The 23,775-nt window shown below is 46.1% G+C and carries 19 protein-coding genes; 11 read left to right on the top strand and 8 right to left on the bottom strand.

From position 1 onward, the window contains the following. The first annotated feature begins 447 nt into the window (after window positions 1-447). From KTG12_RS10485 to KTG12_RS10465, 5 genes are all read left to right on the top strand, one after another. Window positions 448-1,749, top strand: a complete 1,302-nt coding sequence (locus KTG12_RS10485) for a phenylacetate--CoA ligase family protein (RefSeq protein WP_005643803.1) — start codon at window positions 448-450, stop codon at window positions 1,747-1,749. 97 nt (window positions 1,750-1,846) lie between these two features. After that, window positions 1,847-2,272 (top strand): hypothetical protein, encoded by a 426-nt coding sequence (locus KTG12_RS10480; RefSeq protein WP_005639303.1) that lies wholly within the window; start codon window positions 1,847-1,849, stop codon window positions 2,270-2,272. 66 nt (window positions 2,273-2,338) lie between these two features. Then, entirely contained in the window at window positions 2,339-3,148 is an 810-nt protein-coding gene (locus KTG12_RS10475) for an outer membrane protein assembly factor BamD (protein ID WP_005639304.1), read from the top strand. A gap of 26 nt (window positions 3,149-3,174) precedes the next feature. After that, window positions 3,175-3,507, top strand: a complete 333-nt coding sequence (locus KTG12_RS10470) for a DNA-directed RNA polymerase subunit omega (protein WP_005639305.1) — start codon at window positions 3,175-3,177, stop codon at window positions 3,505-3,507. 92 nt (window positions 3,508-3,599) lie between these two features. Next, on the top strand, window positions 3,600-4,061 hold the full coding sequence (locus tag KTG12_RS10465) for a DUF4293 domain-containing protein (protein ID WP_005639306.1): 462 nt from the start codon (window positions 3,600-3,602) through the stop codon (window positions 4,059-4,061). Between the two features lie 286 nt (window positions 4,062-4,347). Here KTG12_RS10465 and KTG12_RS10460 read toward each other — a convergent pair whose 3' ends face one another. From KTG12_RS10460 to KTG12_RS10440, 5 genes are all read right to left on the bottom strand, one after another. Then, the gene (locus tag KTG12_RS10460; RefSeq protein ID WP_119216194.1) at window positions 4,348-5,010 is read right to left on the bottom strand and encodes a porin family protein; all 663 of its coding nucleotides are present in this window, start codon (window positions 5,008-5,010) and stop codon (window positions 4,348-4,350) included. Further along, the gene (locus KTG12_RS10455) at window positions 5,007-6,812 is read right to left on the bottom strand and encodes a LysM peptidoglycan-binding domain-containing protein (protein WP_138273228.1); all 1,806 of its coding nucleotides are present in this window, start codon (window positions 6,810-6,812) and stop codon (window positions 5,007-5,009) included. The genes KTG12_RS10460 and KTG12_RS10455 overlap by 4 nt, the downstream gene beginning before the upstream one ends. 76 nt (window positions 6,813-6,888) lie before the next feature. Next, the gene (locus KTG12_RS10450; protein ID WP_138273227.1) at window positions 6,889-8,589 is read right to left on the bottom strand and encodes an ATP-dependent DNA helicase RecQ; all 1,701 of its coding nucleotides are present in this window, start codon (window positions 8,587-8,589) and stop codon (window positions 6,889-6,891) included. Between the two features lie 9 nt (window positions 8,590-8,598). After that, complete coding sequence (recJ, locus tag KTG12_RS10445; RefSeq protein WP_005639311.1) at window positions 8,599-10,323, bottom strand: single-stranded-DNA-specific exonuclease RecJ; 1,725 nt, start codon at window positions 10,321-10,323, stop codon at window positions 8,599-8,601. A gap of 92 nt (window positions 10,324-10,415) precedes the next feature. After that, a complete protein-coding gene (locus tag KTG12_RS10440) occupies window positions 10,416-10,709 on the bottom strand; it encodes a hypothetical protein (protein ID WP_138273226.1) in 294 nt (97 codons plus the stop codon). A gap of 12 nt (window positions 10,710-10,721) precedes the next feature. Between KTG12_RS10440 and KTG12_RS10435 the strand changes: the two genes are divergently transcribed. From KTG12_RS10435 to fmt, 6 genes are all read left to right on the top strand, one after another. Continuing rightward, the gene (locus tag KTG12_RS10435; RefSeq protein WP_149936145.1) at window positions 10,722-11,867 is read left to right on the top strand and encodes a PD-(D/E)XK nuclease family protein; all 1,146 of its coding nucleotides are present in this window, start codon (window positions 10,722-10,724) and stop codon (window positions 11,865-11,867) included. Further along, window positions 11,854-12,417, top strand: coding sequence for a hypothetical protein (locus tag KTG12_RS10430; RefSeq protein ID WP_022322265.1), 564 nt, complete (start codon window positions 11,854-11,856; stop codon window positions 12,415-12,417). Before KTG12_RS10435 ends, KTG12_RS10430 begins: the two co-directional genes overlap by 14 nt. 700 nt (window positions 12,418-13,117) lie before the next feature. After that, complete coding sequence (locus tag KTG12_RS10425) at window positions 13,118-13,678, top strand: L-threonylcarbamoyladenylate synthase (RefSeq protein WP_005639316.1); 561 nt, start codon at window positions 13,118-13,120, stop codon at window positions 13,676-13,678. A 2-nt stretch (window positions 13,679-13,680) separates the two neighbouring features. Continuing rightward, a complete protein-coding gene (locus KTG12_RS10420) occupies window positions 13,681-15,081 on the top strand; it encodes a sugar transferase (protein ID WP_005649953.1) in 1,401 nt (466 codons plus the stop codon). A 33-nt stretch (window positions 15,082-15,114) separates the two neighbouring features. Further along, window positions 15,115-16,923 carry a chloride channel protein gene (locus KTG12_RS10415; protein WP_005639322.1) on the top strand — a complete coding sequence of 603 codons (1,809 nt, stop codon included), beginning with the start codon at window positions 15,115-15,117 and terminating at the stop codon, window positions 16,921-16,923. Between the two features lie 3 nt (window positions 16,924-16,926). Then, complete coding sequence (gene fmt, locus KTG12_RS10410; protein ID WP_005639324.1) at window positions 16,927-17,901, top strand: methionyl-tRNA formyltransferase; 975 nt, start codon at window positions 16,927-16,929, stop codon at window positions 17,899-17,901. A 122-nt stretch (window positions 17,902-18,023) separates the two neighbouring features. Here the strand turns inward: fmt and KTG12_RS10405 are convergent, their stop codons facing one another. From KTG12_RS10405 to KTG12_RS10395, 3 genes are read right to left on the bottom strand one after another with little or no spacing between them, the layout of a single operon-like run. Next, window positions 18,024-21,146 carry an efflux RND transporter permease subunit gene (locus tag KTG12_RS10405; RefSeq protein WP_138273225.1) on the bottom strand — a complete coding sequence of 1,041 codons (3,123 nt, stop codon included), beginning with the start codon at window positions 21,144-21,146 and terminating at the stop codon, window positions 18,024-18,026. 6 nt (window positions 21,147-21,152) lie between these two features. Then, the gene (locus tag KTG12_RS10400) at window positions 21,153-22,268 is read right to left on the bottom strand and encodes an efflux RND transporter periplasmic adaptor subunit (protein WP_138273224.1); all 1,116 of its coding nucleotides are present in this window, start codon (window positions 22,266-22,268) and stop codon (window positions 21,153-21,155) included. A gap of 26 nt (window positions 22,269-22,294) precedes the next feature. Next, window positions 22,295-23,698, bottom strand: a complete 1,404-nt coding sequence (locus KTG12_RS10395) for an efflux transporter outer membrane subunit (protein WP_046452344.1) — start codon at window positions 23,696-23,698, stop codon at window positions 22,295-22,297. Window positions 23,699-23,775 lie beyond the last annotated feature (77 nt).

The raw sequence follows: 23,775 nt of genomic DNA, 5'->3' as shown, positions 1-23,775 counted from the left end.
CTCTTTTTTCATCTTTGTTGACTTTTATGAAGTCAACCTATTTCAGGACGAGACATAGGCTATTTGTGATAGATAGGTATTTTATTATTAGCAAAGTAGTATGATTTTCGGCTGAACATTCGGATGTATGGGGCCTGAACATCCGGGTCTATGGAACGCTACACCCGGATGTAGAAGGTCGCAAGATGTGGGTGTATGCAAACATTTGTGCTTTTGTTTATTAGTTTGTCTGCTGTCCTGCTTCATTTTATGTCATACCTTTACGACAATAATCTCCCTATAAAAAAGGTTTATATGCTGTTTTAACAAGTTCGGAGACGGATGAAAACGGTAAGATAAGCACGAGGTGGCATAAAAGGAGAACTAAAAAGAAGGTTTCTTTGCAAAAAAGTTATTACTTTGCAACTGATTTAGACTATTAACATTAAAAGACAGCGAACTGATACCATGATTTGGAACGAGACTATCGAATGTATGAACCGCGAGGAAATGCGGAGATTACAGAGTATCCGCTTAAGGCGGGTTGTTGAACACGCTTATCATAATTCTCCTTTCTACCGTAAGAAAATGCAGGAAATGGGGATTACTCCGGAAGATATTCATTCTATTGACGATATAGTGAAGCTCCCGTTTACCGTTAAACAGGACTTGCGGGACAATTATCCTTTCGGGCTGATGGCCGTGCCGATGTCTGAGATTGTCCGGTTGCACGCTTCTTCCGGAACGACGGGAAAGCCTATTGTTGTCGGTTATACCCGGAAAGATCTGTCTATCTGGGCTGAAGTGGTGGCACGATGTCTGACCGCTTATGGTCTGACCAAGAATGATTCGGTGCAGGTTTCATACGGTTATGGCTTGTTTACAGGAGGCTTGGGAGCACATGCCGGAGTCGAGAATATCGGCGGGACGGTAATTCCGATGAGTAGTGGCAATACGCAGAAACAGATTCAGTTGATGCATGATTTTGGCGCTAAGGGGTTGGCTTGCACGCCTTCCTATGCGTTGTATCTGGCAGAAACAATTCACTCATCCGGCATACCGTTGGAAGAATTCAAGTTGCGTGTCGGTGCTTTTGGGGCTGAACCTTGGACGGAAAATATGCGTAAAGAGTTGGAAAGCAAGCTGAATATCAAGGCCTATGATATCTATGGGCTGACAGAGATTTGTGGTCCGGGAGTTGGAGGAGAGTGCGAGTGCCAGAACGGTACGCATTTATGGGAAGACCATTTTTTCCCTGAAATTGTGGATCCGGTTACTTTGGAACCGGTAGAACCTGGACAGCACGGAGAATTGGTTTTCACGACATTGACAAAAGAAGGGATGCCTATGATCCGTTACCGTACGCGCGATCTGACGCATTTGATTTATGATAAATGCGAATGTGGACGTACGGCAGTTCGTATGGGACGTATTCTCGGACGTAGTGACGATATGTTGATTATTCGGGGTGTGAATGTATTTCCGTCGCAGGTGGAATCGGTCATTCTTGAAATGCCGGAATTCGAACCGCATTATCTGATTGTGGTCGACCGTGTAAACAATACGGACACATTCCAAATTCAAGTAGAAGTGCGTCAGGAGTTTTATTCGGACGAAATGAACAAGATGATTGCCTTGAAGAAGAAAATCGCGAACCGTATGCAGAGTGTAATCGGTTTGCAACCCGATATAAGGATTGTCGAGCCGCGCAGCATCGAGCGGAGTATGGGTAAAGCCAAACATGTGATCGATAATCGTAAACTGGAATAGGAAAGAATTCTGATTTATGATTTGTGATTTATGAATTATCGACAGTTCATAAATCATAAATCATAAATAATTAGTTATAAATCAAATTTTATCCCCCATGTTAATTAAACAGTTATCTATCTTTCTGGAAAATAAGAAAGGCCGTTTTACGGAAGTGGCAAAAATATTAGGTGAAGCAGGCGTAAACATGTCCGCTTTCACAGTTGCTGAAAATTCAGACTTCGGTATCTTGCGTTTGATCGTGTCGGATACGGATACTGCCATCAAGGTCTTACGCGATCGCCTGTATGCCGTGAGCGTGGCCGATGTCGTTTGCCTACATTGCCCCAATCAGCCGGGAGCATTGGCTAAAGCGATGGACATCATTACTTCGGCCGGAATATTTATTGAGTATATGTACGCTTTTTCTCAGGGTGAGGCAGCCAATGTGATCATTCGTCCCGACAATGTGGAGAAGTGTGCGGAGGTTCTGAAAGCCAATAAACTGGAGCTGATTGCGGCCAGTGACTTATATAAGTTGTAAATATTAACGTTAAGCGCTTCGTTTATTTGTTGGAAAACTTTAACTTTGCGCGCTAAAAGTATGTGAATGAAAAAGGTTGTATTTTTATTGATGATGATTACGGTTCTGTTATCTTCCTGTGGGGAGTATAACAAGATACTGAAAAGTACAGACTACGAATTGAAATATTCGTATGCAAAGAAATATTTCAATGCAAAACAATATTCGAAGTCTGCCACTTTGCTGGATGAACTGGTGCCTATTTTTAAAGGTACAGCTAATGCTGAAGAATCTTTGTATCTGCTGGCGCAAAGTTATTATGGACAAAAAGACTACCAGACTGCTTCGCAATACTTTAATACCTATTATACGACTTATCCGAAAGGCGAGTTTACCGAGTTGGCCCGTTATTATTCGGGTTATGGATTGTATCTGGATTCACCGGACCCCCGCTTGGATCAGGCGCAAACGTATGAAGCCATTAACCAGTTGCAATTATATTTGGAGTATTATCCGCAAAGCGAACGTGCTAAAGAAGCTCAGAACATTATGTTCGAATTGCAGGAAAAGCTCGCCTATAAGGAACTGTTAGCAGTCCGGTTGTATTTCAACTTGGGTACCTATATGGGAAACAACTATCTTTCATGTGTGATTACCGCGCAAAATGCACTTAAGAACTATCCGTATTCAAAATATAGGGAAGAGTTTATGTTCTATACCATTCGTGCCAAATACGAATTGGCTGTGGTTAGTGTGGAAGAAAAGTTGCAGGGACGTTACCGTGAGGTTGTAGATGAATATTACAATTACATGAACGAGTATCCCGAAGGCAAGTATGTAAAACAGGTTCAGAAGTTCTACGACTATGCCAGCAAGCGAATAACAGATACGTATTAACGAAACAACTAATCAATAAAGTAAGTATGGATTACAGAAAGACTAACGCTCCGTCGAATACAGTTACCCGCGACATGATGAAGCTGTCATCAGACACGGGCAATGTGTATGAAACTGTTGCAATCATTGGTAAACGTGCTAATCAGATTGCTGTTGAGATGAAACAGGATCTGGAAAAGAAACTTCAGGAATTTGCTTCCTATAATGATAATCTGGAAGAAGTTTTTGAAAACAGAGAGCAGATTGAGATTTCACGTTACTATGAAAAACTCCCAAAACCGACTTTGATCGCAGCTAAGGAGTATGAAGATGGTAAGGTGTATTATAAGAACCCTGCAAAAGAAAAGAATAACCTTTAATTAATTGACAATTGATAATTGACAATTGACGGTTAGGTGAGTATCATCTAATAATTGTCAATTGTTAATTGTTAATTGTCAATTGTTTTATTATGTTACAGAGAATACAAACGGTTTATTTGCTTATTATAATGGCATTGACGATTGCCATTCTGTTTTTACCGCTTGCCGTGTTGCAGTCGGGTGATCAATTGTTTACATTTGATGCGACCGGTATCAGTACAATGGCCGCTCAGCCGGAACTTATTTATCCCACATGGGGATTGTTTGCTTTGACAATCGTGATCTCTTTGCTGGCTCTTTTGACTATCTTCCTGTTTAAGAAAAGAATCCTTCAGATACGGATTTGCGTATTTAATGCAATTTTGATGTTAGGTTTTTACGGTCTCTTTGCATTCTTTTACTGGGATCTGGGTAATCAAAAGGAGATATTCTCATTAAGTTTGAAGATCGCCTTTTCTTTTCCGTTAATCAGCCTGATTCTGGATTATTTGGCTATACGTAATATCGGGGCAGACGAAGCACTGGTGCGTTCTTTGGATCGCTTGAGATAATCATTTCGGAGTATATAAAAAAAAGAGGATATCTCATCACTGGGATATCCTCTTTTTTTGGCCTAAATCTGATAGCCTAAAGACTATATTATCTCTATTAGCATTGATAAATTCTTAATACTTCTAATGCAAAACTAACCATGTAGTAGAGCTTTAGACTTTTAAAAAGGGAAAGGCGGCGTTTTTGTTTTGGGAGGAGCCTACTGCCCATTCTTGGCTTGTCTTTGTTACAAAGTTATTGTAAGCCTTGATTTCTATATTGCCTAAGATTGTTCAATCATAAATCTTAAAATCCCGGAATCATATACGTGATCTTAGCCGAGATTACCTGCGAAGACGATTTGGAAAAATAATCTTCTTTACGGCTGTTGAAGATGTCGCCGAGGGCATAATAGTAGCGGCCCTCCAGGAGGAAAGAGCCAATTCCTGTACGAAGTTCGATACCCGGACCACCGCATAATCCCCAGTCGAATTTCTTTTCGATTGGCATATCGTGCTGTTCGTTTTCGGTGTTCGGCTTGGCTCCGTTCAGATTCTCGTCTGTCTTTTCACCGAAAGCATATCCTATTTTGGGTCCTAGGTTGACGAATACCCTGAAACGTTTACTGCCAAAATAGATATGTGTCAGGATCGGAAGTTCAAAGTAGTTGATTGTCCGGCTGTATTTATACTGAGGTTGGTCCTCGAACTTTTCATCCCATCCATGTTGGATGAAATTCAGTTCAGCCTGCAATCCTAGATTTTTTTCCGTAATCCACCGGAGCGTGAGACCGCCCGTGTAGCCCATTTTCATTTTCTGCTGCACTTTCGTCTGGGCAAAACTGACTTTGGAAAAGGTCGTACCGAAGGAAGCACCCAAAGACAATTCCCGTTTGAACTTATCCTGCGCCTGAATGTAGTTCAGGGTGACAAGGCTTATAATAACTGTTGTAATAACTTTCCTGATCATCTTACTTCGTTCCGTGTTACATTGAAATCACTTTGATAATGAACAATAAAGATGTTCGTATTAATGAAACCTCCCCAGTTATTTACGCGATGGAAATCGAATCCGGTCTGTACACCCTGGTAATGAATTTTATCCAGATTATTCTCGAAGTTGGAACCATATTTGTTGATTGCTCCGATGAAAAACATACCGGTGTCGAATCCTAAAATACCATATTTAGGGAATATATTGATCAGGTTTTTACTATACCAGTTTTTATATTTGGTATAGAAGTCTGCCACTTCTTTCGACAGGTTATCAGCATAGAAGTTACTATATATATATGTGTTCAGTGCATAGAAATCTTCCAGACAGTCACGCGTGTATGTCTGCCATTCAGGATAGCCAAACAAGGTCAGTCCGCATTCGGGTTTTGTTTCCGCCAGCATACGTAACGGAGACTTGATCTTGTTTAGAGCCTCCAATGTGCCCGAAGTCGGTACGATCACGTTCCGTTTGTCTGTTCTGAGGAGCGTGTCGACATCGGCAGTTAGGGTTTCGGCATTATAATTGATTTCGGTAAATGGGATCTGCCGTTGTTTCATCTCGGCTTTGAATGCCTTGATAAATTCGGTTTTATCCTTGCCGTCCCTGATGTTCAGTAGGATTATATTGTCTTCGGCAAATAGGTCGCATCCGCCTTGAGCCGCTTTGGCATACAGGTAGGAGTGGGGCGTATTTACCTGGTAAACATATGCGTTTGACAACACATCGTCGTTCTTCGATGTAAAAGGAATCACATATTTGATGTTGTTCTTCTGGGCAAATTCCGCAACCGGGCCGATCTGGTCGTTTTGTACGGCTCCGATGATGAGGTTGGCATTCTTCAAGGCATCCTCTTTCAGGATCTCTTTCAGTTTCTTCGTTCCGTTTCCTGTATCATAAACTGACAGATCGATAGAACAGCCTGTGTTTTTAAGACTGTCCACCGCCAGCAAGAGACCTTCGTAATATTCGATGAAGCGTTGTGTCTCCGTAGACGGGATAGTCTCATTTGTCATAAACGGCAATAACAAGGCTACTTTGACGCTGTTGACGCGCTCGATGCTTTTCGGTTCTGAGAGCAACGCATTGACATCTCTTTCCGAAAGCATGGTGGTTGCAGGTTCGGTTGTCATATTCTCTTCGGCTTGTACGGGTATCTTAATAGTCATACCGGCCTTAACTCCTTCTTTCAATTTCGGGTTAAGCTTGATCAACTCGTAGCTGGAAATATTGAATTTCCGGCAGATCCGGTACATGGTTTCCTTTTTCTGGACGGTATATTCAATTTCTTTGGTAACGGTCTTGAGCTCCGTCGTCGGTAAATCTTCCACTTGCGTCGCCGGAATGCGGATTGTCTTGCCAATTGTAAAAGTGGAAGTAGACAATCCGGGGTTCGCTTTTACGATGGCGGTAGCGGGAACGGTGTACCGGATGGATAATGAATACAGGGTTTCTTTGGGCTGTATGGTATGGAAAATATAATTTCCATCTTGCTTCTTAGCAGTACCTCCAACTATGTCGCGTTGCGGTATTTTAAGGGTGGCACCTGCTTTGATCCCCTCTTTGCTATCTGGATTCAGCCGGTAAATATCATCGGGTGTAACCCCGTACATGGTAGCGATTGCGTAAACAGTTTGTCCTCTTTCTATTGTATGAAAAAATACATTATTGTCTTGTCCGCTTGTAATAACCACTTGTGATCGGTTGTTTTGTGCATAGATAGATACACCAGCCAGACTCAGAAAGAACGTCAGTACATATATGTTAATCTTATTCATTTGCTGATTTGGATTATTTAGGGGCAAAGATAACAACAAAAAACGAGAGTAATAAAAGATAAGTCGCTAAAGTGCGTTATCTGGCATTTCCGATATCCGTAAAAATTCCCACCTTTCCCTCTTTCAAATAAAACCGTTTGTCATGCTCGGCTAAGAAGCGGATGGTGGTGACGATTTTTTCCTCCGGAAAAGGTAATAAGGGGAGCAAGGTGGTGACAGGAAGCAGTTGCCGGGTGGAAAGCAGTCTGAGTAACAGGTCGCGTATGGCGTTGAAATCCCGGTTGTTCAGGCCGGAATCATTCTTGGAAAGGCAGACGTCGCAACATCCGCAATCTTCCGTATTCTTTTCCCCGAAATAGGAGAGTAGCAGGCGACTCCGGCATATATGTATCCCGTTCATGTATTCCACCACTTTCGAAATGCGTTTTTTCATTCTTTCCCGACGTTCCTCATAAGCGGAAGATGGGATAATAAGGACATTTGTTCGCACACGTGGATGCGTATATGTGATTTGGGGGGCGGTCTGGAAGGATGATTCGTCTATTGCTTCGCAATATTCAATGTAGCCGGACAGTTCTAGCAACTTCAATGCATGATGTATCTGTAGCGGAGGAAGCTGGCAAATGGAATAAAAATCTGTCAGTTCGAAGTTATGAACGATATCTTTTCCTTGCCCTTCCTGAATTCGGAAATAATCGCCCAACGCTTCATATACTTTTCCGATCAGCTTCTTTTCGGGAAACTCATCGTCTATCCGCTTTTTCAGATGAAAACTATCCGTATCTGTACAGAGAGCTACTGCAAAGGCTTTCCGGCTGTCTCGTCCGACGCGGCCTGCCTCCTGGAAATATTCTTCCAATGATCCCGGCATATCCAGATGGACAACCAACCGCACGTCCGGCTTGTCGATCCCCATCCCGAAAGCATTCGTGGCGACCATTACGCGGCACTCGTTATTTTTCCAACGGTGCTGCCGGATCGCCTTTTCTTCCCGGTTCAGTCCGGCATGAAAGAAATCGGCAGATATTCCGGCTTGTTGCAGGAAGAGAGCTGCCTCTTTTGTCTGTTTCCGGCTCCGGGTATAGACGATAGCCGTGCCGGGCACTTTTCCGAGTATGTAGGCCAGTGTGCCCAGCTTGTCTTCCGTACGGCGCACGATGTAGGCAAGGTTCGGACGGACAAAGCTTGTCCGGAACACATTCTTCTCCTTGAAAAGCAATCGTCTCTGTATGTCGTCCACGACTTCGGGCGTGGCAGTCGCCGTCAGTGCCAGTACCGGCACGCCGGGCAGTTGCTCCCGAATGTCGGCGATATGGAGATAGGAAGGGCGGAAGTCATAGCCCCATTGCGAGATACAATGGCTTTCATCCACCACTAACAGGCAGACGTTCATGGCCTGTAGCTTTTCCCTGAATAATCCGGTGGCAAGCCGTTCGGGCGAAACGTACAGGAACTTGTATTGTCCGGAAACGCAATTCTCCAATTCCGCAACGATTTCCTGCCGGCCCATGCCCGAATATACAGCCGTAGCTTTGATCCCGACCCGGCGCAGATTGTCGACCTGGTCGCGCATCAAAGCGATAAGCGGGGTAATGACAAAGCAAATCCCTTCCATCGCCAATGCCGGAACCTGGAAGGTGACCGATTTGCCGCCTCCCGTCGGCATCAGGCCGAGCGTGTCTCTTCCGGCACAGACGGAATGGATAATATCCTCCTGTAGGGGACGGAAAGCAGGGTATCCCCAATACTTCCCTAAGATCTTATGGTAGACATCCACCGCATCCCTTCATATATCGTTCTCCTTGATGTCCTTCACCATCAGTTGCAACGACGTGTTGCCGTTGTAGGTGTTCTCCTCGATGGTGTAGCAGATATTGAAAGGCTTCATGTTCTTGATATGCGTATTGTGCTGGTGCATGCCGAAAGCAATGCCGTGTATCGGTGTGTTCGACTTGTCGTCGATCAATTCCAGTTTGATATGTTCCAAGTCTTTCCCTACCAGCTTGCTGGTCCCGTAATCCTTGACTCCGAGCGAGCAGAATACGGGCTTCTGGTTGTCCGGGCCGAACGGATTCATCTTTTTCAACTCACTCATGAACTTGGCGTTGATATCTTGCAGGTCCAGCACGGCATCTATATCGATCTGCGGCGTCATCTGTTCGGGGATGATCTCGTCGGCGGCCAGCTTGAGGAACCGCTGGGTGAAAGCGTCCAGGTTTTCCTCTTTCAGGGAGAGGCCGGCGGCATACGTGTGGCCACCGAAGTTTTCCAACAGGTCGCGGCAGCTTTCGATTGCTTTGTATATGTCGAATCCCGTGACCGAGCGAGCGGAACCAGTGATCAGTTCGGACGATTTCGTCAGGACGACTGCCGGGCGGTAGTATTTTTCCGTCAGGCGGGAAGCGACGATGCCGATCACCCCTTTGTGCCATCCCGGATTGTAGACGATGATCGCCTTACGGTCTTCCATGTTCTGGAATTCGTCGATGATGGCGTTCGCCTCGTCTGTAATCTTCTTGTCCAGTTCGCGGCGTTCTTCGTTATACTGGTTGATGCTCTCGCTCTTTTCGCGGGCCACGTCGACATCCTTCGCCAGGAGCAGTTCGACCGCTTCCTTTCCGTTCATCATACGGCCGGAAGCGTTGATGCGAGGTCCGATCTTGAAGACGATGTCGCTGATCGTGATCTCTTTGCCCGACAGGCCGCAGATATCGATGATCCCTTTCAGGCCGAGGCTCGGATTGCTGTTAAGCTGCTTCAGGCCGTAGTAAGCCAATATGCGGTTTTCGCCGGTGATGGGGACGATGTCCGAGGCGATGCTGACCGCCGTCAGCTCCAGCAGTTTCTCCAGGTCGGCAAACGGGAAGTTGTTGCTTTTGGCGAATGCCTGCATGAACTTGAACCCGACGCCGCATCCCGACAGATGTTCGTACGGATAGACCGAGTCCACCCGCTTGGCATCCAGTACGGCGACGGCATCGGGCAATGTGTCGTCCGGCATGTGATGGTCGCAGATAATAAAATCGATCCCCAACTGCTTGGCATATTCGATCTTTTCGATGGCCTTGATGCCGCAGTCGAGCGAGATCACTAGCGTGATCCCGTTTTCCCGGGCGTAATTGATCCCTTTGTACGAAATCCCGTATCCTTCGTCATACCGGTCCGGAATATAATAATCCAATGCCGATGAATAAGGACGCAAATACTTGTAGACCAATGAGACGGCAGTCGTACCGTCTACATCGTAGTCTCCGTAAATCAAAATCTTTTCTTTATTACCCAGTGCTTTATTCAAGCGTTTGACCGCCTTCTCCATATCTGGCATGAGGAATGGATCATGCAGGTCGTTCAAGCTGGGTTTAAAGAATTTCTTCACCTCTTCAACAGTGGTGAGTCCTCGCTGAACGAGCAAAAGACATACGACCGGACTGAGTCCCAGTTGGCTTGCCAGCCTGTCTCTCTTATGTAACTCTTCTTCTGTTGGGGTTTGAAAGTTCCATTTTGTAATCATTATATATTGTTTTTTTCTTTTTTATCGTCTCTGATATATCGGATATGCGGGTTTATGGTGATAAAACCTCCAATATATTTGAATCCGTAAAGTTAGATAATATAAATGGATATTTCTGTTTGGTGGCTTGCTTTTTTATTAATTAGAAGCTGTTTTAATTTTTTCAAGCTGCTCTCCGGCTGTTTTTTGCCTGTTTGGAGGGGGTGAAATGGCTGATTATGGATGATCATTGGCAACATTGAATTATAAAACCACGTTTTGCTTATGAGAGATAAGGCAAGATAGTTTTTTTTATTGTATATTGCCAAGTACACAGCGTACATAGGATTTTTATTATGTATGGTCAAGCGTGGGGGTAAGGTTGTTTTTCGTACATCTCCCTTCATTATATTATTATTATGGACAAAATACAAACCCTCTTATCTCAAATATCTTTATTGTCAAAAAAGAATAATGAGATTTTGGAAATAATGGGTACTCGTTTTAATATATTTCATATTTTAGGAGTGAGCCATTATGAAAATACTCATTCTACTATTCTGGCAGAACTCTTGAATCCTGAAGGAACACACGGATTACATAACTCATTCTTAAAGCTGTTTTTGGATATAAATCAGATAGAAGGTTTTGACTCCCGGAATGCGTTGGTAAGGACAGAAGTCGCAGTTTCTGAATATGGAAGAATTGACATTCTTATAGAAAGTTCAAATTGGGCAGTTATTATCGAAAATAAGTTTTATGCCAAGGATCAGCCGGAACAGTTAAAACGTTATAATGAATATGCAATAGGGAAATATGGCGTAGGAAATTATATGATTCTATATTTAACACCGGACGGCAGATATGCCTCTGATGATAGTGGGAGAGGAGTTGATTATAGATGTATTTCTTATAAAAAAACTATTATAGAGTGGCTGGGACAATGTGTCGGGATTGCAGTTCACCGACCGTTGGTCCGTGAAACAATAAATCAATATATAAATTATTTAAAACAATTAACAGGACAAGATATGAGCACGATAGTTCAATCTGAAATTATTAATTTGCTTTCGAAAGCTGAAAATATAGAGTCTGTTTTGCAAATACCGACCTATATAGAAGCCGTGAAAGATGCCATTATGACAAAAATGATTCAATCTGTGGCCTTGGAATGTGGCGTGAAAGGTGGATTACGGACAGACCTAAAGGAGCGTGAGTTTTATTTTTATAAGGAATCATGGAAAGAAGGAACTTCTATTTATTTTGGATTTGATAAAGGTAAAGTTTATTATGCAATTAAAACAAAAGAGTCTCTGGATGGGAAGGCTAAGCCGGAAATATATCTGGAACATTTATTTGAAGAAGGAATAGATGCGTTTGATCCTTATGGCTATGGATATATTTGTGAATATGACTGGTTGACAAATAATCATATATGGGTGGAGATGGCTGATGGTTCATTTGCCAAGAAGTATATTATTCCTTCTGTAAAGAAGATACTTGAATTTGTCGAATGTGATGAAATGTTGAAATCAAAATTAGAAGAAAGAAATGAAAACGTTTAATTGTTGGTTGATTGCGAATGTGTTGCCTTACGTCGTAGCTATAAGTTGTTATTTTGCTATAGGAGGCTTAGGGCTAAGAATGAATTGTTTTTCTTTTTGGGATTATTTTGTAGTATTTGGTTGTGGGGGTATTTTTTCCATCATAGTTATGATTTATACATATTGTAATATCGAGGAAGTTCTTTCTTGCCGTTTTATATGGGGGAACAGCAATGTGAGTATATTCTCATTTTCTTTAATTTATACTCTTAGAAAAGGAATATTAGCGTTCCTTTTACCTGGGGCAATTTATTTTTCCATCTTTCTTTTTTTAATGGAGGATAATAAGAATAATGAAACAGAACAAGTTACTGAACAAGTAAAGGCAAATGCGAAACCATCTGCTTCAGAAAAGAAAGATGCCAAAGATAAAGAGGTTGTAATGGTTTGCGAATATATTGAAAAAGGAGATTATTATATTTACTATCCTGAACAGTGTATGGCCCAGAATGATAATAATTTGGTATTCCTTTCAGAGAATGGAATAAAGATCGAAGCATTTTTCCAATGAAAGTGAATCATTGGATATTCATTATCAGAATGGAATAAAATATAATGAAGAACATGGGTGGAACACGACTTACAAACATCGTTCAAAGACGGGTTATTTTTTATCCGGAAAGAATTCGGACGGGATTATTTATTATCAGAAAACTGTAAAAAAAGATTTCGGTAGTTATTATACAATCCGAATTGAGTATCCAGAATCAGAAAAAGATTTTGGGGATCAATATATTAAATATTATATAAAGCGTTTCCCTGAGCAAATATAAAAAAACGTTACCGGACGAGGGGAACGGCTGACTGTCGTGCAAATCTGTATCTTTCGCTATGCTGAATGTGATACAGTCCGAAAAACAGTCGGTGAACCAGTATTTCCGACAGATGATACTTTAGTGCCGGGAATTTTTGTAACAAAAAAACGGCTCAGTAGATGTTTTTGGTGAATGAAGGGTGGCACATCGCCACTCTTTTTTGATATATCAAAATGTCACTACCACCCTGTGTAAATCGGATTAGTACCCCATGTTCTATGAATTAATATAGCGGGTAATATTTTTAACATAATAAAAAGAAGCGTTTTGCCTGTTTGGAGGAAGCAAAATGGCAGATTCCGGGAGTGGCGATTCTTGGAAACTGTTTGAAAAAAGTCCAAACCGCTTTCCAAGTCCGCGAATGATTTGTACATTTGTGACATTATTTAAAAAACAATGACGGAAGATATTCAAAAAGCCTGCGAAATTATGCAGGCGGGAGGCATAATACTCTATCCTACAGATACGATCTGGGGAATTGGTTGCGATGCGACCAACGAGAAAGCCGTACAAAAAGTGTACGAGTTGAAGAAGAGAACGGACAATAAGGCTATGCTGGTATTGACCGACAGTTCGGCAAAACTGAGCATGTACGTGTCGGATATGCCCGATATAGCTTGGGACCTGATCGAAGTGGCCGATAAACCGCTTACGATTATCTATCCTCATGCAAAGAATCTGGCGAGCAATCTCTTAGGTGAAGACGGAAGTGTCGGCATCCGGGTGACGAACGAAGAGTTTTCCCGTAAACTGTGCGAACGTTTCCGCAGGCCGTTGGTTTCCACCTCTGCGAACGTGAGCGGCGAGCCTTCTCCGGGTAATTTCAGCGAGGTGTCGGACAGTATTAAGAACGGGGTCGATTATATTGTGAAATATCGCCAGGATGATATGAGCAAGGCCAAGCCTTCCAATATCATCAAATTAGGAGACGGTGGCGTTATCCAGGTAATCAGATAAAAATGAAGAAGAGCAAGCAGGCTGGAAAATACATATTATCGGATTTTATATCGGCTTCGGTAGCGTGGTTGCTATTCAATATCCTTCGCTATGAGGTGTTCGCCATCGATGAGGGAGCAGATAGTCTGCTTGATTATTTGCAATATCCGGGTGTGCTTGGCGGCCAGGTAGTCATTCCTCTTTTCTGGCTGGTGCTTTATTATTTTTCGGGATATTATAACAAGCCGTTCGGGAAGTCCCGCCTCACCGAACTTTTCTCGACATTCATTACCGTGCTGATCGGGACGGTTTTCGTCTTTTTTGCATTGCTGCTCGACGATATTCCCCGTTCGATCGATATCTATTATAAACTGTTCTTCGGAATGTTCGGATTGCAGTTTTTCATAACCTATATCCCGCGTCTGCTGATTACGCAAAGCGGGATGAGGAAGATAAAGAACCGGGAGTGGGCGATGAAGGTGCTGATTATCGGTGCGGGAGGGAAGGCTGTCCGCATCGCCCACGATTTGTATCGCCTGGGCTATGATATTTGCGGCTTTGTCTCGGAAGACGAGAGGACGCCGGTCAAGGCCGACCGGAATCAGGTGCTGGGGACGGTGGAAGATATTCCGGTCTTGATGGAAAAAGAGAATGTGGATGAAATCGTTTTAGCTGTCGAGTCGAAGAATAATAAGGCGCTTTTAGGAATCCTCTATTCGCTCTACCGGTATAAACGTCCGATAAAGGTGTTGGCGGACCGGTTCAATATGCTTTCGAAAATACAGCTTCGGACGATACGGGGAATCCCGTTGGTCGATGTGACGGATAACAACTTTTCACCGGCCGAACAGAACATAAAGCTTTTTCTGGATAAAGTCTGTTCTGTCGTTGCACTGCTGTTGCTCTCTCCCTTATTCGCCTATATCGCATGGCGGGTGAAGAAGGATTCTCCGGGGCCCGTGTTTTTCCGCCAGGAGCGGATCGGTTATCTCGGACAGCCGTTTTGGATGTACAAGTTCCGCACCATGTATGTCAATGCCGAAGAGAACGGCCCGTCGCTTTCGTCGGAAGACGACCTGCGTGTAACGCCGTTCGGACGTATCATGCGGAAATACCGGTTGGACGAATTGCCGCAGTTCTGGAACGTGCTGAAAGGGGATATGTCGCTGGTCGGACCGCGCCCCGAACGGAAATATTTTATCGACGAGATCGTGAAAACGGCTCCCTACTACTATCTGTTGCACAATGTCCGTCCGGGCATTACCTCGTTGGGGATGGTGAAGTACGGCTATGCGGCAAGTGTGGACAAAATGGTGGAGCGTATGGAATATGATATATTATATTACGAAAATATGTCGCTGACACTGGATCTGACAATTCTGATCTATACAGTTAAAACAGTAATTACTGGTAAAGGCGTTTGAGGAATTAAGAATTAAAAAATAGAGGTGTTGATTATGAAGGATAATTTTCAATTTTCAATTTTCAATTTTCAACTTTTCTATCGGTTCCTGTTATGGCGGGACAAGCATATAAAAGAGAAGCATTTCATATTGATCGTCAGTTTTCTGGTCGGTATTTGTACGGCAGCAGCAGCTATTGTCCTGAAGTCGATCATTCATTTTATACAACATCTTCTGACCGGCAATTTTAATCAGGATGGGGCGAATTACCTGTATCTGCTTTATCCGGTGATCGGTATCCTGCTTGCCGGTTTGTTTGTAAAATATATCGTACGGGATGATATCAGCCACGGGGTGACGAAGATACTCTATGCCATTTCCCAGCGGAAGAGCCGCATCAAGCCTCATAATGCTTGGACTTCCATTGTCGCCAGTTCCGTCACCATCGGTTTCGGCGGATCGGTCGGGGCAGAGGCACCTATTGTGTTGACAGGGGCTGCGATCGGATCCAACTTGGGCCGTCTGTTCCGCATGGAGCAAAAGACTTTGATGTTGCTGGTCGGCTGTGGGGCTGCCGGGGCGATTGCCGGTATATTCAAAGCTCCGATTGCTGGGGTGGTGTTTGTGGTGGAAGTGCTGTTGTTGGACCTGACGATGACGTCGGTACTTCCTTTGCTTATCACTTCGGTGACGGCTGCGACTGTTTCCTATATTTTTACGGGTACGGAAGCAATGTTTCCGTTTTCCCAGACCGAAGCGTTTGTGATCGAGCGTATTCCTTATGTGCTGTTACTAGGTGTTTTCTGTGGTTTGGTGTCTCTCTATTTTACCAAAGTCATGAACCGGGTCGAGGGGATGTACCGGAACTTGAATAATTACTGGAAGAAATTCGTCGTTGGGGGGATCATGCTGAGTGTGCTGATCTTCATATTTCCTCCGCTCTATGGTGAAGGTTATGATACGATTTCGTCTTTGTTGAACGGGCAGTTCTCCCATATAATGGATAAGAGTATGTTCTATAGTCTGAACGATACCTATTGGGGATTGCAGATATTCCTTACGCTGATCTTGTTGTTTAAGGTTTTTGCTTCGAGCGCGACGAATGCTGGAGGCGGTTGTGGTGGTATATTTGCTCCCAGTTTGTATTTAGGATGCATTGCCGGATTCGTGTTTGCGCATGCGTCCAACTATTTTCCCTTTACGATGTATCTGTCGGAGAAGAACTTCGCCTTGTTGGGAATGGCGGGTATCATGTCCGGTGTCATGCATGCGCCGCTGACCGGTGTCTTCCTAATTGCCGAGCTGACCGGCGGGTATGCTCTTTTCCTTCCACTGATGATCGTATCTGTGAGCTCCTATATCACGATTAAGATGTTTCTTCCACACAGTATCTATTCGATGCGTCTGGCCCAGAAAGGGGAGTTGCTTACCCATCATAAAGACCGTGCCGTGTTGACGTTGCTGAATACCGACAGTGTGATCGAGCGCGACTTCCTGACTGTCTCTCCCGAAATGTCCTTGGGAGATATGGTGAAGGTGATTGCCAAGAGCGGGCGAAATATGTTCCCCGTTATCGACGAACGGGGTATCCTGTTGGGGCTTGTTCTGTTGGACAATATCCGGAACATTATGTTCCGCCCTGAGTTATATAATCGGTTTCACGTCTCCAAGTTCATGGTTTCGGCACCTGCCAAGATCCAGGTAGGGACGCCGATGGAACAGATCATGCGTATCTTTGACGATACGAAGGCCTGGAACCTGCCGGTTGTAGACGAGGAAGGACGGTATATCGGCTTTATGTCCAAATCGAAAATATTTAATTCATACCGCGAAGTGCTGGTTGAAAACTTTTCAGGAGATTAAAAAATGAAGAAAGAAGATTTACGAATCGTTTATATGGGCACTCCCGATTTTGCGGTGGAGAGCCTGCGTGCCTTGGTTGAAGGCGGATACAATATAGTAGGGGTGATTACGATGCCGGACAAACCGGTCGGCCGTCATGGCAGTGTCTTACAGGCAAGCCCGGTGAAGCAATATGCCCTGTCGAAGGGATTACCGGTACTCCAGCCCGAAAAGTTGAAAGATGAGGCTTTTCTTTCCGAGCTGCGGGCTTTGAAAGCGGACTTGCAGATCGTCGTCGCTTTCCGTATGCTGCCGGAGGTTGTCTGGGATATGCCGCGTCTGGGAACGTTTAACCTCCATGCCTCTTTGCTTCCCCAATACAGGGGGGCAGCTCCTATCAACTGGGCGGTGATCAACGGAGATACGGAAACCGGTGCGACCACCTTTTTCCTGACTCACGAGATCGACACAGGTAAGATCATCCGCCAGAAGCATTTGCCTATAGCCGATACGGATGATGTGGGGATCGTCCATGACGGCTTGATGACGATGGGAGCCGGGCTAGTACTGGAAACCGTCGATTTGTTGTTGGAAGGAAAAACAGATGCCGTTCCTCAGGAAGAATTTTATAAAGATCCTTCCGAACTCCGTCCTGCTCCGAAGATTTTCAAAGAAACTTGCCGTATCGACTGGCTTCAGCCGGTGAAAAGGGTTTATGACTTCATCCGCGGTCTGTCTCCTTATCCGGCTGCCTGGACTGAAATCGTTTCTCCGGAGGGCGTGCGCACCGCGCTGAAAATCTATCAGGCAGAGAAGCGCCCTGCCGCACATGAACTTCCCGTCGGAACCATCCGGACCGACCGTAAAAGCTATATCGATATCGCGGTGGAAGACGGCTATCTGCGCCTGCTGTCGGTTCAGTTGGCAGGTAAGAAACGTTTGCCTGTTACGGACTTCCTGAACGGGTTCAAGCAGATAGGAGAATATAAAGTCGATTGATAAAAGAAGGAAGATGTGTCGAAAGCCCCTTTGTTCCCGCGCTTGACGGCTATGCCCTCAATGTGGGAACAAAGGGTGAATTCGACACATCTCCCTATGTTCGGTGTTACCTGTATCCCGGCTTATTTCTGTTTCCGGCTGAATTTGTCCAATACCTTTTCCTGGAATAACTGCATCAACTCGTAGAAGCTGGGGATAAACATCGTTGCAAAAATGGTGTTTACCGCCATGCCGAATACGACTGCCGCTCCTAAGGATAGACGGCTTCTCGCTCCGGCTCCTGTTGCAAACAGCAGAGGCATCACCCCTAAGACGAATGCGAATGAAGTCATCAGGATCGGACGCAGACGGATATGGCCGGCTTCGAGTGCGGATTCGCGTATCGGATTGCCGGCCTTATGGTAGTCACGGGCAAATTCGACAATCAGGATGCCGTTCTTCGCAGAGAGGGCGATCAGCAGGATGATACCGATTTGTGTATAGATGCTGACCGGCACGCCCATGACAAAACAACCCAAAATGGTCCCTAACAGGGCGATCGGAAGTCCCATGATGGCGGCGATCGGGCTTGTCCAACTTTCATACTGGGCCGAAAGAACCAGGAAGGCGACCAAAAGAGCCATTGCAAAGACGAGCATGGTGGTGGAGCCTGCTTTCGTTTCCTGGTAAGCGACGGATGTCCATTCATATCCGAAATTATTGCCTAACTGCTCTTGTACGAGCTCTTCCATAGCCTGGATCGCTTCACCGGAGCTATATTTCGGATTGGCTATGCAGGTGATGGATGCCGACTTATACATATTATACAGGTTGATCTGATCCAGTCCCAACTGCTCCTTCACCTCTGTAAAAGCGGAGAAAGGAACCATTTTGCCGGAATTGTTTTCGAGACTCAGGTGCAACACATCGTCTATAACTTTTTGAGCTTGGTCGTTGGCCTCGATCTTTACCTGGTAGATACGCCCGAATTCGACGAAGTCGTTTACATAAGTAGCCCCCATATAGTAGCTTAAAGTCGAGAAAACCTGGTTAAGCTGCAGGCCGAGCAATTGCACCTTGTCGCGGTCGATAGCCAGGTTATACTGGGGGACGTTGGCTTGGTACATGCTCGAAAGGTTGAGCAATTGCGGCTTGCTCCGGTACGTGGCTTGCAGTGTTTCGATAGCATGCTGCATCTCCGTCGGGCCCAGATTATTACGGTCTTCCAATTGGAGTTGCAGGCCTCCCGAAGCTCCCAATCCGGGGATTGCAGGGGGGACCATTGCGAATATCTGTGCTTCCTGGATGCCGTAGGCTTCGCGGTTGAAGCGGTTTACGACAGCCGAGGCGGTATGTTCTTTGCCTTTTCGTTCGTTCCAGTTTTTCAGGATCACGAAATAGGTCCCTGCGTTCGAGAGTTCGCCGCCACCCATGATAGAGAAACCGTTTACTCCGATATAGGTCTTGATTTCAGGATAGCTGTCGAGGATCTTGTCGATCTGCTTTCCGACTGCTTCCGTACGGTTCAGGCTGGCTGCCGGCGGGAGCTGGGTGGATATCAGGAAATAACCGTCATCCTCTTCCGGGATGAAAGTGGTCGGCCAGCGCATAAACATGACGATGGCAATGGCCGTTATGATCCCGAATATCACCATCGTGACAAACGGGTTCTTCAGCATGCGGCCGACGATGTCGTCATATATTTTCTGGGTTTTGCCGAACACCTTGTTGAAGGCTTTGAATACAAAGAATTTCGGTTCTTTGTTCGCTTGCAGGAACAGGGCGCACAGGGCCGGCGTAAGCGTCAGCGAGTTGAACCCGCTTAAGACGGTGGCGGCAGCGATTGTCAGGGCAAATTGTTTGTATAATTGGCCGGAGATACCGCTGATGAAGGTCGTCGGGATAAAGACCGCCAGCAATACCAGCACGACGCCTACGATCGGGTCGACAATTTCACCCATAGCTTCGGTCACGGCTTCACGGGCGGTATATTTCCCCGTATCCATCAGCCGCGACGAGTTTTCCACCACCACGATCGCATCATCCACCACGATCGCGATGGCCAGGATCAACCCGAACAAGGTCAACGTATTGATCGAGAATCCTAAGGCCGACATGACCGCCAGTGTTCCCATCAGGGAGACGGGGATGGTGATGCAGGGGATGATAACGGCACGGAAATTCTGGAGGAACAGGAAGATAACCAGTATGACGAGGGCTGTCGTCTCCAGGAAAGTGACGAGCACTTCGTCGATGGAGGCATTGATTACCTGTGTCGTGTCCAGTGTCACATCATAGACGACGCCTTCCGGGAGGTTGTCTGCCAACTGTTCCATTTTGGCCCGTACCCCTTTGGCCACTTCCAGCGAATTGGAACCGGGGAGTTGGTAAATGGCTATGGCGGCACTCGGCTGTCCTTTCAGTTTGGAGGTGACATTGTAGGAAGAACTGCCTAATTCGATACGGGCGACATCTTTCAAGCGGAGTATCTTGCCGCCCTCTTCCGTACGGAGGATGATGTTCCCGAATTCTTCCGGAGTCGTCAGATGGCCTTTAACCGTCAGTGTGTACTGGAACGGGTTGTCCGCTTTGGCTATCGGTTGCCCGATGTAACCGGCCGAAACCTGTGTGTTCTGTGTCGAGATCGCCTGGAAGATCATATCCGGCGTGAGGTTGCGGATGCGTATGGCATTCGGGTCGAGCCATATACGCATGCTGTAGCTTCCGGCTCCCATGACACTGACGGAGCCGACACCCGGCAGACGCGTCAGTTCGTCCGTCATGTTGAGGCTGGCGTAGTTGCTCAGGTACAGCCCGCTGTAAGTGGAGTCACGGGAGCTTAGCGTCAGCATCATAACGATGTTGGACGATTGCTTCTTGGTGGTGATGCCTTGTACGATCACGGCTTCCGGCAGACTGCTTTGTGCAATGCTGACACGGTTCTGCACCATGACGGTCGCCATGTCGATATCCGTACCGACAGCGAACGTGATGGTTAGTGAATAGGCTCCGGAACTGGATGAATTGGAACTCATATAAAGCATTCCATCTACACCGTTTACCTGTTGTTCGATGGGCAATCCTACGGTCTGCGCTACTGTTTCCGCATCCGCACCTGGGTAGAAAGCCGATACCTGTACGGTCGGCGGCGTGATTTCCGGATATTGCGCGATGGGAAGTATGTGTAGCGTGACCAATCCGGCTACCACCAGGATCAGGGCGAGGACGGTAGCGAATATCGGTCTGTTTATGAAGAATTTTACCATAGCTTTTTATTTTATAGGCTTAATACTCATACCGTCTCTGACTTTCAGCAGGGCGGTTGTCACATACTGTTCGTCGGGGCGGATACCGCTGATGACCTGCCGGAGCGTATCGTCCACCAACTGTCCGGGTTCGATATGGCGGTATCGTACGATATTCGAATCGTTCACTATATAGAGGAATTTTCCCAACTGGTCGGTCCCGATAGAGGCGTCGCGCACGAGGACAGCGTCTTTCTGTTCGCTGTAGGGCAAGGTGATTGTAACATACAGCCCGCTTTTCAATTCGCCGTCTTTATTTTCGAGATTGGCGCGGACGTTCAGCGTACCGGTCGACAGGTCGACGTTGGGAGAGAGGTAGTCGAGTGTCCCGGTATAACTTTGCCGTCCGTCCTGTCCGAGGCGTATGGAAACATGGGTAGGCATCTTGACGTTCGGATCGTTCTGGTCGGCAATCATTTTCATCCGCATGAACTGGTTGTCTTCGATATTGAAGTTGGCGTACATGATGTCGTCTTTGTATAATGTAGCCAATGTGACGGGTTGGACAGTGCCGTTGATATAGTTGCCCACATCATAGCTTGCCCGGGTGACACGCCCGTCGTAGGGAGCCCGGATATAGCAATAGCCCAGATTGGTCCGGGTTGTTTTCAAAGCCGCTTCGGCGTTGCGTACGGATGCTTCCATTTCCGCTGCGGTCGATTCGGCCTGCAAGACCTGTATTTGGCTGACGGCTCCGCTCTTGGCCGCCTCTTTCATGCGTTCGTAGTTGCTGCGGGCATATTTGACTTGGGCCTTTGCCGTGTTTAGCGCGGCTTCCGCCTGGGTGACATTGTTTTGGTAGACTTCCGGTTCGATCACGAATATCAGGTCGCCTTTCTTCACTTTGGCGCCCGGCACGAGTTGCGAGGATTGCAGATATCCGTTCACGCGTGCTACCAGGTTGACCATGCGGTCGGAACTCAAATAGCCCGGATAGTCTTTTGTCAGCGTGATATCTCGCACGACCGGCATCGCGACGCTTATGGAAGGAGCCGGCATCTCCGTCTGGTGACTTTTCTCTTTACATCCGGCAAGCAGGACGATGGACAATCCCATCATCCCTATTTTAATAGCAGTCTTCATCTCTCTTATTTTTTAATTCTTAATTATCAATTTTCATTTTCCCAACTGCCGCCTAACGCCTGATAAAGCTGGATCAAGCTTAGCAGGGAGGAGCCTCTGGCTTGTGTCAGCTCATTTTCATAGGAAAGGAGGGAGCGTTGTGCGTCCAGGACATTCTGGAAAGGAGTAAGTCCCTGTTTATAGAGGTCGAGCGAAAGCTCCAATGTCTGCTTCCCCTGATTGACGACTTCCCGGAGCGCGACAATTTGTTTGATCGAGTTCTTGTAGGAATTCATGGCATTGTCCACTTCCTGGACAGCTGTCAGTACATCCTGGTTGAATTGTCGGATCGACTCGTCGAGCTGGGCTTTTGCCAGCCGTGTCACCTGCGCCAACTTCGTTCCCTGGAAGAAGTTCCAGGAGATGGCCGGGGCGATCTCGTAGGTCAAACTGTTATGGTTTACCAGTTTGTCCAAATCATGAGATGCGAAGCCCACCGACCCTTTGACGAAAACTTTCGGCCACCAGTCTGATTTGGAGGCGCCGAGCGATGCCGCCCGTGCGTTTACCAGGCGTTCAGCCGCCCGGATGTCCGGCCGGCGTAGTAGCAGGTTTGCGGGAATGCCGATGCCGATTGTCTCGATGTATTCCGGCAATGGCTTCCGTGTTTCCATGATTTCCCGGACGTCCCAGGGATAAAGTCCCATCAGTACGCCCAAAGCGTTTGTGTACTGGATGATTCCGGCTTCCAACATGGGGAGAGAGGCTTTTGTGTCGTAGTAGACGGATAAGGCCTGTGCGACATCTAATTTTGAGACAAGCCCTGTTTCGTACCTTTTTTCTGTGATCTTGACGACCGCCTGTTGTGACAGGCAGTTCTTTTTGACAACTTCCATTTCCTGTTGCAGTTCCCGCAAGTTGATGTAGGCGGATGCCACTTGGGCGCAAAGGGAGACCATCACGGCGTTGTAGTCCTCTTTGGAGGCTGCAAAGTTCTCCTTTTGGGCCTTTACGCGGTTGCGGATGCTTCCGAATACATCGATTTCCCAGTTCATAGACAGGGCGGCATCGCTGTATTGGGTTATCGTCTGCGGCAGGTTGCTTGTATGCCCGCTACTTTGTTGCCGGGTCCAGCCGGCAGCGAGTCCCAGGGTTGGCGAATAGCTACCTTGTTGTATACGCAGATTGGTTTTTGCCATAGCGATACGGTCTGCCGCCATCAGTACGGAGTAGTTCTGCTTTACGGCTACTTCAATCAGCGAGTCCAGGGTGGGATCATTGAAGTTTTTCCACCACTGGTCGTCTACCGGTAATGTCTGTTGAAAATCACTGTCGTTTTCCTGCCACGCTTCCGGTAATGCGTGATCCAGGTATTTGTGCTCTTTCTGCGCCGGCAGCGTTATCGGCAGGAACAGGCAGAGCACAGCATAACACCATGTACGTATGTGCATAATTTTTTGTTTAGATTTAGCCATTAAAGAACAGACTTGCCGTATAATTGTTTGCCTCTTTTTATTTCTTTCTGTTT

The organism is Parabacteroides sp. MSK.9.14, assembly GCF_019041495.1.
In the GTDB taxonomy this organism is placed as follows: domain Bacteria; phylum Bacteroidota; class Bacteroidia; order Bacteroidales; family Tannerellaceae; genus Parabacteroides; species Parabacteroides merdae.
The sequence above is the reverse complement of the archived record's forward strand: the minus strand, read 5'-3'. Positions and strand labels throughout refer to the sequence as shown.